Origin of the sequence: Thiomicrorhabdus cannonii, from assembly GCF_013391695.1 — a bacterium.
GTDB lineage: Bacteria > Pseudomonadota > Gammaproteobacteria > Thiomicrospirales > Thiomicrospiraceae > Thiomicrorhabdus > Thiomicrorhabdus cannonii.
In genome coordinates, this window is sequence record NZ_JACBGH010000001.1 from 175,874 (window position 1) to 192,401 (window position 16,528).

Sequence of the window (16,528 nt, forward strand, 5' to 3'; positions counted from 1 at the left end):
AACTATAAACCGCCTAGTCTTCCACTGACCGTTTAGCCAAGAGCGGCAAAGCGTCACGCCCGTTCAAGGCCTGCGACATCAACCAGTTTTTGATGGGGGCAAGGCGATTGGCCAACGGCAGGAATCCGCGTCTAAAGACGGTTTTCAGCGACGCATCCTGTTTGAACAACCAGTCAAAACCTTCCATTGAACGCTGCACAACCGCATTGTCGCCACGCCGCCATCTCTCGTAGCGGCGCAATACCGAAAGCCGGCCGATCGGCTTGCCTTGCTGCCGCGCATCAACCAGCACATCAATCAAGGCAGCCACATCCAGCAACCCCAGATTCACCCCTTGTCCGGCCTGCGGATGAATGGTATGCGCGGCATCGCCGACCAATGCCAAACCAGACTTGACGTAATGCTCGGCATGGCGTCTCACCAACGGGAATGCGGCACGCTCGGCCACCTCAATCACGCGTCCCAGCTTCCAATCCGACGCCTCACCCAGCTCGCGGGCAAAGGCTTCGTCCGATAGCGACAGCGCCCACTGCATCTTCTCCAACGGCAAATACCAGGCAATGGAGCTGATATTGTCATTCATCGCCAGATAGGCAAAAGGCCCCTCCTTGCGATAACGCTGCCAACAGGTATCTTGGTGCGGCAGTTCGGTCTTGACGCAGCCCACCACCGCACACTGCTCATAATCGTGCGTGTCCAGGCCGATCGACGCCAATTGTCTGACCTGCGAATGGGCTCCGTCAGCGCCGACAATGAGACGCGCTTGAATCGTTCCAATATCTTCCAGCACCAACCCGGCCTGTTCAGTTTCCAAAGCCAAATTTTTAAGCTTGGCGCCGAACAACACCCTGACCTTGGAACAGGTTGCCAGCTGCTCCCACAAAGCCGCCTGAATAATTTCGTTTTCTACCGTGTAGCCTAAATTAGGTTCGTCCATCTCTTGCGCCGAAAAATGGACTTCGCCGGCCGTGACTTCATCCCAGACGTGCATGGCAACAAATGGATGGTAACGTCTTGCGGTGATGCCTTGCCACGCCCCCAGATTGCGCAAAATATTTTCCGAAGCACGCGTCAGCGCGCTGACGCGGGTTTGATAGGGCGAATCGGGCCGCCACTCCACTTGCGGCGCCTGCTGCTCCAGCAACAGCACCTCAAAACCTTGCTTGCCGAGACCCAAAGCCAGGGCCGCACCAACCATGCCGCCACCGACCACGACCACATCCCAAAGTGTATCCTGCGGATTTTGTACCGTGCGAAAAGCTGTTTGTAGTGTCATCGCGGCACTCCTCTCGACGCTCCGCCCTCCGATCCGCCCATCGCAAATCGGGCAAAACGTTTTTTGAGACCCGGCATCGCCTGCAAGGCCATGAGCCCGATTCCACGCAAATGCCCAACTAGCGGCGAATGATGCTGAAACACCTGAATCAAACTGTCTGTCAATCCCATCACTTTCTCATGATCTTCGGCACGCGCGCTGGCGTAAGTTTGCAAATAATTGATCTCACCCGGATCCTGACCGGCATTCAAGCCTTGCAAAAACTCGCCAATATCGCGAATCCCCAGATTCAAGCCCTGCGCCGCCACCGGATGCTGGGTGTGCGAGGCGTTCCCCATCAACAGCGCGCGCGCCTGCGTCATCTGCGGCACATAGGTCTCTTTAAGCGGATAGGCCACGCGCGGGCTCACCTCGCAAAAACCGCCGAGACGCTCCCCCATTTTGGAGGCAAACAAAGCCATAAAGGCGGCATCATCCAGCGCCATCACGCTATCCAACTGTTCTTCAGGACAGACCAGCACCGCTTTGTGGGCGTGACCCTGCATCGGCAACAGCGCCACCGGACCTTCCCCGGTAAAACGTTCAAACGACCAGCCTTGCGGGTGTTCGCGCGTGGTAATCTGCGCAATCACACCGTAAGCGTGATAGGACTTCTGCTGTATCTCCAGCCCCAACACTTTTCTGACCAGCGATTCGGTGCCATCGGCGCCGACAATCAATTTGCTCAGCACCGTCAGCTCATGCTCGGCTGCTTGCAGCTTGGCAACCACCTGCCGGTCGTCCTGTGAAAAGTCCACCAAACGCGCCGGACATAGCAGTTTGATCTTGTCCAATCCCTGCACCGCCTGCCACAGCACCTTGCCGAGGTCGCTCGACTGCACACTGTAACCCAACGCCGGCACCCCGACCTCGTCGGCATGCAACAAGGTGATCCCCAAATAACCTTTTTGCGACACATGCACATGCTCAATCGGCGTTACAAAAGCACGCAAGGCCTCCCAGACACCCAGGCTTTCCAATATCTTTCGGGAGCCATAGGAAAGTGCCAACACCCGTCCGTCGAAGGAGTTCCGGGCCTGCTCCGGAGCGTCTGCCAAGGGCACTGGCTCGGCCATGACGACCTCAAAGCCTTTTTGCGCCAACCCCAGTGCCAGCATCAAGCCAACCGGACCGCCGCCGGCAATAAATACGTCTGTTTGCAAGGCGTCGTTTTGCATGCTTCACCACTCTGAATTAACTGTCGGTTTTTTGGAGATAAACATTATTTTCCTGCATCCAGGTTTCGATCTCTTTGACGCTGCGCGGCAAGCCCTGCGTCAGCACTTCATGCCCGCTTTGCGTCACCAGGACATCGTCTTCAATACGGATGCCGATGCCCCACCACTGCGGATCGACATCTTCGGCTTCGGCCGGAATGTACAGTCCGGGTTCAATCGTCACCACCATGCCTGGCTGCAACTCTCGCCATTCACCCTTGATTTTATACTGACCGACATCATGCACATCCATACCGAGCCAGTGGCCGGTGCCGTGCATAAAAAAGCGTTTGTAGGCTTGCGACTTGATGAGCTGCGCCGGCTTGCCCTGCAAAATGCCGAGTTTGATCAAGCCGCGCGTCAGAATATCCGCCACCTTTTCATGCAGCCGATCGTAAGGCACGCCGGGCGCGACCATCGCCACCGCCGCCTGCTGTGCTTTCAATACCAGGGTATAAAGCTGCAGCTGCGCCTCGCTGAAACGCCCGCCCACAGGAAAGGTATTGGTAATATCCCCGGCATAACCTCTGAACTCGGCGCCGGCATCCACCAACAGCAACTGATGCTGCCCCATCAAGTCGCTGTTTTCGGTATAGTGCAAAATGCAGGCGTTATCGCCGCTGGCAACAATCGAATTAAACGCCACCTTCTGCGCTCCGTGGCGCATGAATTCGGCTTCCAACTCCGCCTGCACCTGATACTCGTAACGCCCGTCAGCCGCATGCCGCATCGCCGCCAGATGCCCCTGCACGGAAATTCGCGCCGCCTCACGCATCAATGCAATCTCTCGGGGCGACTTGAACAGACGCATTTCATGGATGACCTCATCCAGATCACACAACTTGGTAGGCGCAGCCACGCCTTTTCTCACCTGCGCCTTGAGGTTGGTTAACCATTCGGCCACCGGCTCCATCCAGGTTTGCATCTGCGCGAAACTGAAATAGAGGCTATCGATATTCTGCAGGTACTCGCCGACCGCTTCCTGCATCTCGTCAATCGCATAGGCCGCATCCACCTTCAAAATAGGCGATGCCATCTCCACCCCCAAACGGCGCCCTTGCCAGGTTTCCTGCTCGGCATCACGCGGCCGCAAAAACAGCACGCTTTCCGCCGTCTCTTTTTTAACCAAAAGCAACACACAGTCGGGTTCGCCGAAACCGGTCAGGTATTGAAAATCGCTGTCGGCCCGGAACGGGAACTCGACATCGCGATTGCGAATCTGTTCATGGCCGGAAGCCACCAAAACGGCACTGTTTTGCGGCAACTGCTCAAACAACCGCTTGCGGTGCTCGAGCGCCATCTCAATCAGGTAATCGGCTTTGTGGATTTCATGAGGTGTGTCATAAACAAGCGGGGTATTTGCAGGCATGGTAAGGCTCAAATCAATCTCGTCCAGGAAGGATTTCAGTATTAATGAATGGTGTCAGAAAACTCGTTGTCATCCGCCATAATCGGTGCCGACTGTGTCGGATTCAACTCTTCGTTGAGTGTCAAGATACCAATGCGCACGAATTCGATCAATTGCATCAGATCATCCTCGTCGGCATCGCCCAGCTCTTTGGCTTCGGCCAGACCGTCAATATCAATGCGCGCAATATCGCCGAAATCGGCCAGCAATTCGCGCACATCGGCCGGAATCTGTTGCTCCGCTTCCTGCAGACGGCCAATCAACCCCAAACCGTACAACACGCCTTCACATAACTGACCGAGCATCATCGCACGTTCCACCAGGTCGGACTCGTCATCCGGCAAACACAGCTCCAACTCAAAACCGGAACCGTTCAAGCCCTTGTCGGTGGTCAGATAAAGCTCGTGCAACGCCACCAAAAACGACTCTTTGACCGACTTCACCTGCGCCTCTTCCAACAGCTTGCGAATCCATACGCTCTCCTCGATGTCGTTGTCACCGCAAATCAAGCCGATCAGCATCCCCTGAATAAACGCCGGCGACTCCAACTCCGGGTAAGGTTTGAGTGCCGTCTGTAACTGTTCAAAATCCATCTTCGATATTCTCTTGTTAATCCGAAACGATTGATGAATAATACCATACTTACAGGTGCAAATACCCAGCGCATCATCGCAAAAGCGTCACTCGCGACACTTTGCCGGATGCACTGCCGGACTTCACTGCACCCGTTCTTTCTCAGCCGACCAGGAGTTTTACAGTGTTGACCCTCACCCTGATGAACCATACCTTTGAAATTCCATGCGACCCGCATGAGAAAGACCGTCTGATCGAAGCCGCCACCCTCATTGAAGACCGTTTGGAACAGGTACCGACACTCAAGGGCGAAAGCAAAGTGCTGATGGTTGCCCTGAACCTGGCCTACGAATACCTGCTGATGAAAGACGAAACCGTACAGTACACCCTGCAGCTTGAAGAACAGATCGACGAGACGATCGCACAGCTGGCCGGGGAAAAACAGGTCTCTTGACGCTCTCTCTTGACCCACTCTCTTGAGTGCTTCTGACCTCGCAAGCCAAGCACTTGCCGGGCATCAATCCGACTGATTGACAACCATTAAAATAAATCATCAATTAAGCATTAATTCCCCTTCTGGCGGGCTTGGGCTGAGTGCTATAATACGCTCACGGCACGAAGTTGCTGGGCTTAAACCCCGTTCCGATAATTACAACCTTGGGGCCAGAAACTTAGCGTGGTGAGCATCTCGTTAGCTTTGCTAACCCGAGAAGCCTAAACGCTTTGCGGAGGCTGCCACCTGAACCTTACGGTTCAGGGATTTTAGCCTGGTGATTTCGTGTCCACCCAATTACCCTCCTATGCTTATGACTGATTTTCAATCCAGCGGCGATCTACGTAAACAGCTCCGCCAAGCCCGAAAAGCGCTCACTGCGCAACAACAGACCCAGCACGCCGCCCAGGCCTGCCAACATCTGCTGGCCGAACTGCCGCAACTGCTACCCAGCACCCCCACCGCATCCAGCCCTCCCATTAAAGTTTCTGTTTTTCTCAGTCAGGATGGCGAACTCGGCACCGAACCGCTCATTAAAGCCTTATGGCAACAGCCGCAACTGGAGCTCTATCTGCCCGCATTGGAAACCCTGCCCGACTGGCACATGGGATTTTCCCGTTACACACCCGCTACGCCGATGAAGCGTAATCCATTGGCGTTCAACATTCCCGAGCCGGATTGTGCGCTTCAAGAACATCTTAGCGGTGAACAGATGGATATTGTAATTATGCCGCTGGTGGGATTCGACAAACAGGGCAATCGCATGGGCATGGGCGGCGGTTATTACGACCGCACCTTTGCGTTCAAACTCAAGCACCCCGATGCACGTCCGCTGCTGATCGGCTGGGCACACAGCTGCCAGCAAGTCGAGCAGCTCGAAAACCAGCCGTGGGACGTGCCTTTGGATGCGATTGTCAGCGAAAAAGGCCTGCTAAACTTCCGCCAAGCGCCAAGCGCCTGATTCTCAAATTTCCCCAAAAACGCGATCCAAAAAAACAAACAGGCCGGGTAGAGTGCTCTACCCGGCCTGTTGAGATTTCTGAAAGCGTGATTTTCTACAATCCCGCAACGACCTGCTCGGATAATGGAATGCGCAATTTGCGGCCCACATAGAGCTGGTTGGCATTTTGGATACGGTTGAGTTTTTTCAACGTCTGTGTCGAGATATTGTAGTTGCTGGCGATCTCCGACAGCGTATCTCCCGGCTGCACCTTATACTGCACAAAAAGGGTTTCGCCCCAACGCGGTTTCTGGCCGTTGGCCTCAACAAACTGGCGCAAACCGCGCGCGATCGAACCGGCCATTTTGGTCTGGAAAGCGCTGTCCACCAATTTACGGGCTTCATGCGGGTTGGAGATAAACGCGGTTTCGATCAGCAACGACGGCATATCGATCGACTTCAACACCGCAAACTCCGCCGCCTGCACTTCATGCTTGTGCATTTTCACCGATTTGGACATCTCTTTAATGACATCGGCCGCCAGTTTGCGACTCGCGCGGATATTGGCCTCGCGCGACAGATCGCTCAAGGCAAACGCCACATCGTTATCGCGGCCCTGCAGGGAGATATCCTGCAAAGAGGCGTTCTCGCTTTTTGCCAACAGGCGCGCCATGACACTACTCGCGCCGCCTTTCGACAGAACATACACCGAACCGCCGCGCGCCGATTTATCATGGAACGAATCCGCATGGATCGAGATAAAAATATCGGCATTGTTCTGTTTGGCGATTTTGACGCGCTCATGCAACGGAATAAACACATCACGGTCGCGCGTCAGCACCGCGCGCATGCCGGGCTGCTGGTCGATCAAACGTTTCAGCTCACGCGCCATCTGCAGAGTCACGTTTTTTTCATAGACACGATGCGCGCCGACGGCACCGACATCCTTGCCGCCATGTCCGGCATCAATCGCCACCACGACCTGATGGTCATCCACCAGCACCGCGCTGTCCTGATCCAACAGCGACTGGGTTGCCAGATTCTGCTTGATCTCATCGGCAATCGTCGAAGAGGCCGGTTTTTTAGCGTCTGCCAGGTCAACCAGCGGCGTAGTTTTGGAAGTTGCCGCCACTAAAGTCGCCTGCGGATGGCGAACCTTTTCCGTTCTCGGCGCTTTGTTCGGCGTTTTGTTGGTGCTGGCCTGCTCAACCCCTTGCAGCTGCGTCAAATCGACCACCAAACGTTCCGCACCTTTGCTGTTTTTTCCTAGCGTGAAGAAGTTGTAGTCGTAATTTTTATGCAGATCGAGCACCACCGACAGTTTTTCGGCGGTTTCGCTGACGCGCAGACGATACAGGCGCGAGTCCTTGAAATACTGGTTTTTGAAATTCAGGCCGTTATCGGTTTTATAGAAATCCACCACCACGCGCGACGGGTTATTGAGTTTGTAGACTTTGAAGTCGTGATTCTGCTTGATGTCAAACACCACGCGGGTTTTATCGGTTTTCTGGCCTACGCGAATGTCCGCGAGCTGCGCGCCGGCATAAACCATAGACGCATAGGATAACAACAGTGCTGCCAATACAGAGGCCCAGATTTTTTTGGTAAAACTGAGTGATTTCATCGTCCTATCTCTCAAGCTGATTTCTATTACCAAACCCTATAACAAACAGCGTGCCAACTTGATCGTCAGAAAACCGTCACTCCCCTGCAAACGCCGCCAAAACGCGGTTTCCGAGCGGACTGAAGGCCTCGACTTCTGCTTGCCGACCACTGTTGAGATGGCTTAAACGAACCTCTATGTCCGCTGCGGGTAACACCCCCTGCGCCTTCTGCGGCCACTCCACCAGCGCCACATACGCATTAGACAGCACATCCCTTATGGCTAGATACTCTAACTCCTCAGGATCGCAAAGTCTATACAAATCAAGATGATGTATCGCAAATTTATAAAAATTATAGGTTTCCATCAGCGTATAGGTGGGGCTTTTGACTTTTTCGCCGGGCAAAAAGTGCTGGATAAAGGCGCGCGAGAAGAACGATTTTCCGGCCCCCAGATCGCCTTTGAGATAGAGCATCAGGCCGGTTTCATAGGCTTGGCTGGCGTTACAGGCGTCTGCCAGACGCTCCGCAAACGCCCGGCTCGCGGCTTCGTCCGCCAAAAAAAGTATCTGTTTGTCGGTTTTTCTCTTAGAATCTGTCATCGTATTATCCAACGCTTTTTAGCGCTCCAAACGCCAAACCAAAATACACCATGTCACCAGCCGATCACCAGCAACTTGCACAGCACATCAAACAATGGGGAAAAGCACTCGGCTTTGCCGACGTGGGCATTACCCATGCCGATCTGTCGGCCTTCGAGGCCGGTTATTTTAACTGGCTGGGAGAGAACTTTCACGGCGAAATGGCCTATATGGCGGCCCACGGCACCAAGCGCACCCGGCCTGCCGAGTTGGTGCCCGGCACCGTGAGCCTGATCAGCGTGCGCCTGAATTACCTCGACCTTGACGCCGCCAATCCGCTGACACAGCTGCACCAGGCGGATAAAGCCTACATCTCGCGCTACGCGCTGGGCAAGGACTATCACAAACTGATGCGCAAACGCCTGCAAGCGCTCGCCGAAAAAATTCAAACGCTTGTTCCCGATTTCAGCTACCGCGCCTTTTGCGACAGCGCGCCGGTATTGGAACGCCCGATTGCCCAACAGGCCGGTTTGGGCTTTACCGGCAAAAACAGTTTGATTATCCATCCCCGCGCCGGCTCGTGGTTTTTTCTGGGCGAACTCTACACCAACCTCGCGCTGCCGGCCGACGCGCCGTTTGAAAAACAGGGTTGCGGCCCTTGCCGGGCATGCATTGTAGAGTGCCCGACCGGCGCGATTGTCGGCAATGGCGTGGTCGATGCGCGTAAATGCATCTCTTATCTGACCATCGAATACAAAGGCGCCATTCCGCCTGAACTGCGCCCTCAAATGGGCAACCGCATCTACGGCTGCGACGACTGCCAGTTGGTCTGCCCGTGGAATAAATTCACGCATGCCACCCAAGAAAACGCCTTCACGCCGAAGCACGATCTGGATCGGGCTGATCTGCTGACTCTCTGGCAATGGAATGAAACCGATTTTATGAAGCGCCTGGAAGGCTCGCCGATCCGGCGCATCGGTTTTGCCCAGTGGAAACGCAACCTGGCCGTGGCGTTGGGCAATATGCGTGGCGACAACGCCAAATTGCAAGCCGCCATCGAGGCATTAGAAAAAGAAACGGGGCAGATTTCACCCCTCGTCGATGAACATATCGACTGGGCTATTTCTCAACTTAGGGAACGCCTAAAGACGGACGCGTTGCAAACGCCTGAAAACCCGCTCGAAAAACTCAACAGGCCGGGTATGAGCGACACAAAACCGTTTTACGCCAAGCGCTACTATCTGCCCAAACCATCCGATGCTTAGAGCACATCAAACACCGAGCCCTGCGTCGGCGTAAACAGCTTGGCATACAGGCGCGAAGCGTAGGTATTGGTCATACCGGCGATATAGTCGCAAATCACCCGCTGCTGTGCCTGCTCGCTTTCCGCCTGCGCATATTTGGCGTAGGTGCTGCGCGGCAGCAAGGTGGTGGGGTTGGCGCGCAGCGACTTGAACAGGTCGAGCACAATCAACTGGCCTTTGTATTCCATCTGCTTGACTTCGGGAATGGTGATGACGTTCTTGAACACGAAGCGCTTCAATAATTCGAGCACGGCGCTCTCGCCTTCGGCCAGTTTGGCCTGATAGCGCAACAGCGGATGTTCAAACAGCGGGTTCTGATCGATATAGATGCTCTCCACCATCAGGCCGACCATCTTGCTGATGGCGTGTTTGCGGGCGCGTGACGACGGACTGAAAAGGCGCGCCGTCATCTCCTCCCCCCACAAGTGATATTGTTTGAAAACCGGGTCTTCCATGACTTCGGCCTGCCACAGATCGCGCGACACCATTTTCATCGCGACCGCGTCCTCCAAATCGTGAATACCGTAGGCGATGTCGTCGGCCAGTTCCATAATGGTGGTATCCAGCGCCTTGTAGCGCGTACGGTTATGGCAGGCGCCCTCGCACATCGTCAGCTCGGTGAAATGGTTGCGATCCGACTCGCAGAACGGACTCAGCACCCAGTCGAATATCGCCTTCTCTTCGCTGTAGAGACTTTTCGGCGGATTCCAGCGGTGCATCTGCAAGGTTCTGAAATCGGTGACTTCCGGCTCCAACAATTGCGATTGATAGTCGGCATTATGGGCGATCACCTCATTGTAAAGCGCCGGATATTTCATGACCCCCAAGGTGGTGCGGCACGACAGATCCAAACCGTTTTCCGGCGTGTATTCGCCCAATCTGGCCAGAATGCGCAATGTCTGGGCATTGCCTTCAAAACCGCCGAAGTGGCGCATCATATAGTTCAGCGCCACTTCACCGCCATGCCCGTAGGGCGGATGCCCCAAATCGTGTGCCAGACAGATCGCCTCAATCAGATACATCGACGGCAGCCACGGCAGATAATCGGCCTCCTTACCCCCTTCGGTGCCCACCGTAATGAGTTGCTCAACCAGACCGGAACCGATCTGCGCCACTTCCATCGAGTGCGTCAAACGGGTGCGGTAGAAGTCCGATTCGCTCAGACCGAAAATCTGGGTTTTCGCCTGCAGGCGTCTAAAAGAGGCGGAATGGATGACCCGCGCCCGGTCGCGCTGATAAACAATGCGCGCCTGGCGCGATTCCTGCCCCTGCAAAAACTCACTGTAACGCTGTGTCCACGATTGTTCCGGGCTCGACACCATGATCTCTCCATCCATGCGGTTTTGTTGGCTACCATCATACGCAAAGCGCCGGTTGATGCAAGCCAAGGCAGCAAAAGCCCGCGATTATGGCCTGCACCAACAATTAAAATTTGCGCTTTATGGGGTGAGTTTGTATAAATGACCTAAAACGATACAAAAAGTATTGTCATTACGGAGGTGATACCCATGAAATTGTCCTATGCGTTGTTAACGTTTATTGCATCATCCATCTTGCTATCCGGTTGTGAAAACCAAGAGCTGAAAAAGTGCATCGACCAACAAAGTTACCTGTGGAACAGCAGTTCCAAAGACCCTAATGCCAATAAAGCCTATTGGGCTGCCGTAGAGCGTTGTAAAGCAAAATACGACTGATTCCCCCAAGTCTGGTTGAAAACACTGTTTAAAATCTCAACAGGCCGGTTCCCTAAAGCCCAAAGATTCCGCATACCGTGATTAAACTCAAACGCACCATCTCCCTCCCGCAAATGGTCTTATACGGCCTGGGCACCACCATCGGCGCCGGCATTTATGCGCTGGTGGGCGAAGTCGCCGCCCGTTCCGGCTATATGGCTCCTTTGGCCTTTTTTGCTGCGGCACTCTTGGCCGCCACCACGGCGCTTTCGTTTGCCGAACTCTGCGGGCGCTTTCCCAAAGCGGCCGGCGCGGCACTCTATGTCAAACAGGGTTTCAATTCCGACCAACTCTCGCGCCTGATTGGCCTGCTCGTGGCTCTGGCCGGACTGGTTTCCGCCTCGGCGCTGATCAACGCCTTTTCGGGCTATCTTGCGCAACTGGTTCATCTGCCCGGCAATTTCACGCTGATCGCTGTTGTATTGGTCATTATCACGATCGCCATCTGGGGCATTGCCGAATCGGTTTACATAGCCGGCCTGTTCACTTTGATCGAGGTCGGCGGACTGGTGTGGATAGTTCTCGTCGCTTCGCCCAATCTGGCGCACCTGCCGGAAATGGCGCCGTTGTTTATCCCCGATTTTTCGCTGCATAGCGCTTTTTTAATCTACAGCGGTGTGCTGCTGGCCTTCTTTGCATTTATCGGTTTTGAAGACATGGTGGATGTGGCCGAAGAGGTCAAACACGTGCGCCGCACTTTGCCCTTGGCGATTATTCTGACGTTGCTGATTACCGCCGCGCTCTACTTCAGCATTATGCTCCTGGCGCTGCTGACCGTTCCGCTTAGTGAACTGGCCGCCAGCAGCGCCCCGCTGGCCTTAATCTATGAAAAACAGACCGGCCAGCCGGCCACCGCCATCAGCATTATCGGTATGCTCGCCATCATTAACGGCGCCCTTATCCAGGTGATTATGGGGTCACGCGTGCTTTACGGACTCAGCAGCCGCAGCCTGCTACCGCTGTTTTTCAGCCATGTCAACGCCAAAACCCAAACCCCCGTTAATGCCACCCTCGCTGCCGGCGCATTGGTGATGGTGCTGGCGGTCAGCGGCGACCTGTCCACCCTAGCGCAAACCACCTCCCTGCTGATGTTGGTTGTGTTCTCCCTGGTCAACCTCTCGTTATGGCGCATCAAAAAACATCAGCCGGTGCCCTACGGCAATCTTTCAATCCCGCGCTGGATTCCCTTGATCGGTTTTTTGGTCAGCGCCGGCTTGGTGTTTTACGAATTATTGAATGCCTTGCAGGGCTATTTATGAACACCTCCTCCCCTTCAGCCATAACCGCCTCGCATGCGTGGGGCATCTGGACATGGGCGCTCTGTTTTAGCGGCGTGACCCTCTGGTCGGTTATTGATCCCAAGGATTATCTGACGTGGTTTCTGGAATCCTTTCCGGCATTGATCGCCGCCGTGATAATAATCCTGACCTATAAACGCTTCCCCCTGACGCCGTTGAGTTACCAGTTGATTCTGCTGCACAGCTGCATCTTACTGGTCGGGGCGCACTATACCTACGCCGAGGTGCCACTGTTTACCGAGCTGCAACACTGGCTCGGCACGGCACGCAACGACTACGACAAGGTCGGCCATTTCGCCCAGGGGTTTATTCCGGCGCTGATCGCCAGAGAGATCCTGCTACGTCTGGAGGTATTCAATCAGCGCAGCTGGTTGAATTTCTTTATTGTCTGTTTTGTGCTGGCCGTCAGCGCCAGCTATGAACTGTTGGAATGGTGGACGGCACTGCTCTCCGAAGAGGCGGCGGAGGCGTTCCTGGGCACGCAAGGCTACGAATGGGATACCCAGTCCGACATGGCCTGGGCACTGTTTGGCGCGATTATCGGATTACTCAGCATGAGCCGGCTGCAAAACAAACAACTGGCGCGTCTCTCAGCAAACCTAAAAGCGCGCTAGAAAATGCAATGCGGTTTTCAGCCAGCCGCAATTATGCTTAAATGTTTACTATTCGTCCCATCAGCCCGCCAAACCGGCAGGCCTGGGTGCAGCAAATTCATCTCATCAGCGGGAGGAGACTCAAAATGGGTGCGGTCAAAAAAATTGCCTTGGGTGTCGGCGGAATTGTCGGTTTGGGTGTGATTGGTGCAGGCATTTTTCTGGCCACCATCGACCCTAATGACTACCGCGACGAAATCACACAGGTTGTTAACCAGCAGACAGGTCGTGAGTTGCAAATCGGCGAAATGAAGCTGTCGCTCTTCCCGCACCTTGGTTTGAGCCTGCAAAATGCCCAGCTGAGCAATGCCAAAGGCTTCGACCAGACGCCGTTTGTGGCCGTCAAGGAGGTCAGTGTCGGCGTGGCGATTCTCCCGCTGCTGCAAAAACAACTGCAGGTGGACGCCCTGACGCTCTACGGTCTCAAACTGCATCTGCAACGCAATGCCGAAGGTGTCACCAACTGGGATGATCTGGTCAAGCCATCCGCAGAAGAACACCATGAAGACCGCCATAAAGAGGCTGCCGATGAAAAAGGCAATCCTCTGGCCAAACTGGCCGCGCTAAACATCGGCGGTCTGGACATTCAGGACAGCGAAATCGTCTGGCAGGATGATCAGGCGCAACAGCGCGTGCAGCTTTCCCCGTTCACCCTGACCTCCGGCGCCGTTACGCTGAACGAGTTTTTTGATTTGGATCTGTCGATGCAGACAGAAGTCAGCCAGCCAGAGCTTAAAGTCCATACACAACTGCACGCCCAGATCAAACTGCAAAGCGACGGCCTGATAACGGTACGCGATCTGAAACAGACCAACCGCTTGAACAGCGGCTCGCTGCCTTTTGAACAGGTGACGACCGATCTGGCGGCCAACGAACTGACCTTCGGCTTAGAAAACCAGCAACTCTCGCTTCCTGCGGTTAAATTGCATTACGATTTCAAGGGGGCGAAAGACTTTGCCCTGAGCCAGTCGCAGGGCGAACTCAGCTTAAACGGCGTTGGCTTTGATCTGCAATCGCAACAACTCAAATCCGGCCCTATTCAACTGAAAGCCGAAGCTAAAGGCAGCCAGCTGCCTAACGGCGAAGCCAAACTGACTCTGAGCGCCCAGCCGGCACTCGACCTGAAGGCGCAAACCGCCTCGCTCAAGGATTTGCAGCTTGAAACGCTCAACACCCGTCTCAATGCGGACGTGAAAGTAACCGAATTGAAAGACGGCGCCAAAATCAACGCCAGCGCCGAACTGCTGCCGACCGATTTGCGCGCCCTGCTGAAACAGTTGGGGCTACAGATCGAAGCGGTTGACAAGATGTCCGACGCCAAAGCACTCACCGCCTTCGGCGCGCAAGTCAACGCAAGTTACGACACCACTAGACAGGCTATGAACGCCAGCAAAATCCACGTCAAACTGGACGACAGCACCTTGTCAGGCAATGCATCGCTTGCCGGTTTCGACCGTCCCAATATCGCTTTCAACCTGAATCTGGACAAAATCAACCTCAACCGCTACCTGCCGCCTAAACCCGCCAAACCGCAAGAAACCAAGGAAACGGCACCAGCGCCAGAAGATATTGAGATTCCTTTGCCCAAGGAGTTGCTGCGCAAACTGACGGTTAACGGCACCGTCACGGCCGGCAACGTTCAGTTCGACAAACTCAATCCGCAAAACATTGTCGCCACCCTCAAAGGCAAGAACGGCGTGTATGACCTAAATCCGTTGAAAATGAACATTTTCAACAGCACCCTGTCGGCTAGCGCCAAACTGGATGTCAGCGGCCAAGAGGCTAAATATGCCTTCAAAACCGACGCTCAAAACGTACCGGTTGGCGATGTCCTGCTGGCCTTTACCGACGATGACCGCATCAGCGGATTGGGCACCGTCAAGGCCGACCTGACTACCGCCGGCGAACGCCTCTCCCAAATGAAGCAGCACCTTAACGGCACGGCCGCGGTTAACCTTAAAAACGGCGCGGTGAAAGGCTTCAACCTGGCACAATCGATTCGCCAGGCCAAGGCGAAAATCGCCGGTGAGAAAGCGGCCGGTTCGACGGAAGAGCTCAAAACCGACTTTAGCGAGCTGATTGCCGAAGTGGCCATCGCCAACGGTGTCGTCGATACCAAAAAACTCTCCGCGCAAGCCCCTTTTATGCGCATCAGCGGCAGCGGCAAGGTTGATCTGGTCAAAGAAAGCCTGGACTATCTGGTCAAAACCAAAATCGTGGCCAGCGACAAAGGCCAGGGCGGCGAAGAGTTGCAGGAACTCAATGGACTGACCATTCCGGTCAAACTCAAAGGCGCCTGGACCTCACCCGATGTGGGTCTTGACCTAGGTTCGATTCTGGAGCAGAAAGCCAAGCAGGAAGTGGAACAGAAAATCGAAGAGAAAAAAGAAGAGGTCAAAAAGCAGTTTGAAGATCAACTCAAACAGAACCTCTTTAAAGGATTGAAATTCTAAATGACTTCACAACCTCGCTGCGATTACCGTGTGGCGCTGATTACCGGCGCCTCCTCCGGAATCGGCAAGGCAACCGCCAGCGTATTGTCTCAGGCGGGTTATGCCCTGATCCTGTTGGCGCGGCGCGAGAACCTATTGCAAGCCTTGCAGTCTGAATTGGCAACACCTTGCCATATCATCGCCTGTGACATCAATGATCATGCGGCGCTGAAAACACACTTGGAGGCGCTACCGGAGGCTTTCCGACCGGTAGAGGTGCTCATCAACAACGCCGGCTTGGCGTTGGGCCTCAACCCGGCGCATGAAACCGACTGGCAGGACTGGCAAACCATGATTCAAACCAATTGCCTCTCTTTGGCGTATTTAACCCGCCAAATCCTACCGGGCATGGTGGAGAACAACCGTGGCCATATTATCAATATCGGCTCGATTGCCGGCACCTATCACTACAGAGGCGCCAATGTCTACGGCGCCACCAAGGCCTTTGTGGAGCAGTTTTCGATCAACCTGCGCAGCGATCTGCTGGGAACGGCCGTGCGGGTCACCAATTTGGAACCCGGCCTGTTGAATCAGAGCGAGTTTTCGCTGGTGCGCTTTAAAGGTGATGCCAGCCGTGCCGAGCAGGTTTACGAAGGCGTAAACCCTCTCAAGGCGGAAGATGTGGCCGAAGCGATCCGCTGGATACTCCAGCAGCCCGCACACGTCAATATCAACCGCCTGGAAATGATGCCGGTTCAGCAGGCGCCTGGCGGGCCAATTACCCATCGGAACGTTGTTTAACTTAACTGTCACCAAAATCTAAAACGCATGTAATAACATAGTGTGATTGCTTCAACGGATAATCAAACCTTGCTATTTTGATCATGCGGGCTCTTTTAACGCAAAAAAATTGTGGTAAAGTGAACTCCTTACACTTGTTAGTCTGAACCAATATGCCAAACCAGCCTTGCAGAAACAT

15 protein-coding genes are annotated in these 16,528 nt (G+C 54.5%); 8 read left to right on the forward strand and 7 right to left on the reverse strand.

The features are described 5' to 3' along the window. Positions 1-13: 13 nt before the first annotated feature. The 4 genes from HZ297_RS00905 to HZ297_RS00920 are packed head-to-tail and all read right to left on the reverse strand — an operon-like array spanning position 14 to position 4,533. Positions 14-1,276, reverse strand: coding sequence for a UbiH/UbiF/VisC/COQ6 family ubiquinone biosynthesis hydroxylase (locus HZ297_RS00905; RefSeq protein ID WP_178861002.1), 1,263 nt, complete (start codon positions 1,274-1,276; stop codon positions 14-16). Further along, on the reverse strand, positions 1,273-2,493 hold the full coding sequence (locus HZ297_RS00910; protein ID WP_178861004.1) for an FAD-dependent monooxygenase: 1,221 nt from the start codon (positions 2,491-2,493) through the stop codon (positions 1,273-1,275). Before HZ297_RS00910 ends, HZ297_RS00905 begins: the two co-directional genes overlap by 4 nt. Before the next feature lie 16 nt (positions 2,494-2,509). After that, a complete protein-coding gene (pepP, locus tag HZ297_RS00915) occupies positions 2,510-3,901 on the reverse strand; it encodes a Xaa-Pro aminopeptidase (protein WP_246261559.1) in 1,392 nt (463 codons plus the stop codon). A 41-nt stretch (positions 3,902-3,942) separates the two neighbouring features. Beyond that, entirely contained in the window at positions 3,943-4,533 is a 591-nt protein-coding gene (locus tag HZ297_RS00920; protein ID WP_178861006.1) for a UPF0149 family protein, read from the reverse strand. Positions 4,534-4,697: 164 nt separating this feature from the next. Here HZ297_RS00920 and HZ297_RS00925 point away from each other — a divergent pair, with 164 nt between their 5' ends. Next, the gene (locus tag HZ297_RS00925; protein ID WP_178861008.1) at positions 4,698-4,967 is read left to right on the forward strand and encodes a cell division protein ZapA; all 270 of its coding nucleotides are present in this window, start codon (positions 4,698-4,700) and stop codon (positions 4,965-4,967) included. A gap of 352 nt (positions 4,968-5,319) precedes the next feature. Beyond that, complete coding sequence (locus tag HZ297_RS00930; protein ID WP_178861009.1) at positions 5,320-5,967, forward strand: 5-formyltetrahydrofolate cyclo-ligase; 648 nt, start codon at positions 5,320-5,322, stop codon at positions 5,965-5,967. A gap of 94 nt (positions 5,968-6,061) precedes the next feature. On the opposite strand, the gene HZ297_RS00935 is transcribed toward HZ297_RS00930, so the two are convergent. Both HZ297_RS00935 and tsaE read right to left on the reverse strand, forming a co-directional pair. Then, positions 6,062-7,570: an N-acetylmuramoyl-L-alanine amidase gene (locus tag HZ297_RS00935; protein ID WP_178861011.1), complete on the reverse strand. Its 1,509-nt coding sequence runs from the start codon at positions 7,568-7,570 to the stop codon at positions 6,062-6,064. 76 nt (positions 7,571-7,646) lie between these two features. Next, the gene (gene tsaE / locus HZ297_RS00940; protein ID WP_178861013.1) at positions 7,647-8,150 is read right to left on the reverse strand and encodes a tRNA (adenosine(37)-N6)-threonylcarbamoyltransferase complex ATPase subunit type 1 TsaE; all 504 of its coding nucleotides are present in this window, start codon (positions 8,148-8,150) and stop codon (positions 7,647-7,649) included. A gap of 50 nt (positions 8,151-8,200) precedes the next feature. Between tsaE and queG the strand changes: the two genes are divergently transcribed. Further along, positions 8,201-9,394, forward strand: a complete 1,194-nt coding sequence (gene queG / locus HZ297_RS00945; RefSeq protein ID WP_178861015.1) for a tRNA epoxyqueuosine(34) reductase QueG — start codon at positions 8,201-8,203, stop codon at positions 9,392-9,394. On the opposite strand, the gene HZ297_RS00950 is transcribed toward queG, so the two are convergent. Further along, complete coding sequence (locus tag HZ297_RS00950) at positions 9,391-10,770, reverse strand: anti-phage deoxyguanosine triphosphatase (protein ID WP_246261560.1); 1,380 nt, start codon at positions 10,768-10,770, stop codon at positions 9,391-9,393. The two genes, queG and HZ297_RS00950, sit on opposite strands and share 4 nt — an antisense overlap. Positions 10,771-10,941: 171 nt before the next feature. On the opposite strand from HZ297_RS00950, the gene HZ297_RS00955 reads away from it, so the two are divergent. The 5 genes from HZ297_RS00955 to HZ297_RS00975 all read left to right on the forward strand — a co-directional run bounded on the left by HZ297_RS00955 (position 10,942) and on the right by HZ297_RS00975 (position 16,350). Then, positions 10,942-11,127, forward strand: coding sequence for a hypothetical protein (locus tag HZ297_RS00955; protein ID WP_178861017.1), 186 nt, complete (start codon positions 10,942-10,944; stop codon positions 11,125-11,127). A 77-nt stretch (positions 11,128-11,204) separates the two neighbouring features. Next, entirely contained in the window at positions 11,205-12,425 is a 1,221-nt protein-coding gene (locus HZ297_RS00960; protein WP_343034740.1) for an APC family permease, read from the forward strand. Next, on the forward strand, positions 12,422-13,078 hold the full coding sequence (locus HZ297_RS00965; protein ID WP_178861019.1) for a DUF2238 domain-containing protein: 657 nt from the start codon (positions 12,422-12,424) through the stop codon (positions 13,076-13,078). The genes HZ297_RS00960 and HZ297_RS00965 overlap by 4 nt, the downstream gene beginning before the upstream one ends. A gap of 125 nt (positions 13,079-13,203) precedes the next feature. Further along, a complete protein-coding gene (locus tag HZ297_RS00970) occupies positions 13,204-15,570 on the forward strand; it encodes an AsmA family protein (protein ID WP_178861021.1) in 2,367 nt (788 codons plus the stop codon). Then, the gene (locus HZ297_RS00975; RefSeq protein WP_178861024.1) at positions 15,571-16,350 is read left to right on the forward strand and encodes an SDR family NAD(P)-dependent oxidoreductase; all 780 of its coding nucleotides are present in this window, start codon (positions 15,571-15,573) and stop codon (positions 16,348-16,350) included. Positions 16,351-16,528 lie beyond the last annotated feature (178 nt).

What these genes read in the sequence shown, in the direction of transcription:
- HZ297_RS00905 (WP_178861002.1), bottom strand. Translation starts at nt 1,276, where the DNA reads ATGACACTACAAACAGCTTTTCGCACGGTACAAAATCCGCAGGATACA.
- HZ297_RS00910 (WP_178861004.1), bottom strand. Translation starts at nt 2,493, where the DNA reads ATGCAAAACGACGCCTTGCAAACAGACGTATTTATTGCCGGCGGCGGT.
- pepP (WP_246261559.1), bottom strand. Translation starts at nt 3,901, where the DNA reads ATGCCTGCAAATACCCCGCTTGTTTATGACACACCTCATGAAATCCAC.
- HZ297_RS00920 (WP_178861006.1), bottom strand. Translation starts at nt 4,533, where the DNA reads ATGGATTTTGAACAGTTACAGACGGCACTCAAACCTTACCCGGAGTTG.
- HZ297_RS00930 (WP_178861009.1), top strand. Translation starts at nt 5,320, where the DNA reads ATGACTGATTTTCAATCCAGCGGCGATCTACGTAAACAGCTCCGCCAA.
- HZ297_RS00935 (WP_178861011.1), bottom strand. Translation starts at nt 7,570, where the DNA reads ATGAAATCACTCAGTTTTACCAAAAAAATCTGGGCCTCTGTATTGGCA.
- tsaE (WP_178861013.1), bottom strand. Translation starts at nt 8,150, where the DNA reads ATGACAGATTCTAAGAGAAAAACCGACAAACAGATACTTTTTTTGGCG.
- queG (WP_178861015.1), top strand. Translation starts at nt 8,201, where the DNA reads ATGTCACCAGCCGATCACCAGCAACTTGCACAGCACATCAAACAATGG.
- HZ297_RS00950 (WP_246261560.1), bottom strand. Translation starts at nt 10,770, where the DNA reads ATGGATGGAGAGATCATGGTGTCGAGCCCGGAACAATCGTGGACACAG.
- HZ297_RS00955 (WP_178861017.1), top strand. Translation starts at nt 10,942, where the DNA reads ATGAAATTGTCCTATGCGTTGTTAACGTTTATTGCATCATCCATCTTG.
- HZ297_RS00965 (WP_178861019.1), top strand. Translation starts at nt 12,422, where the DNA reads ATGAACACCTCCTCCCCTTCAGCCATAACCGCCTCGCATGCGTGGGGC.
- HZ297_RS00970 (WP_178861021.1), top strand. Translation starts at nt 13,204, where the DNA reads ATGGGTGCGGTCAAAAAAATTGCCTTGGGTGTCGGCGGAATTGTCGGT.
- HZ297_RS00975 (WP_178861024.1), top strand. Translation starts at nt 15,571, where the DNA reads ATGACTTCACAACCTCGCTGCGATTACCGTGTGGCGCTGATTACCGGC.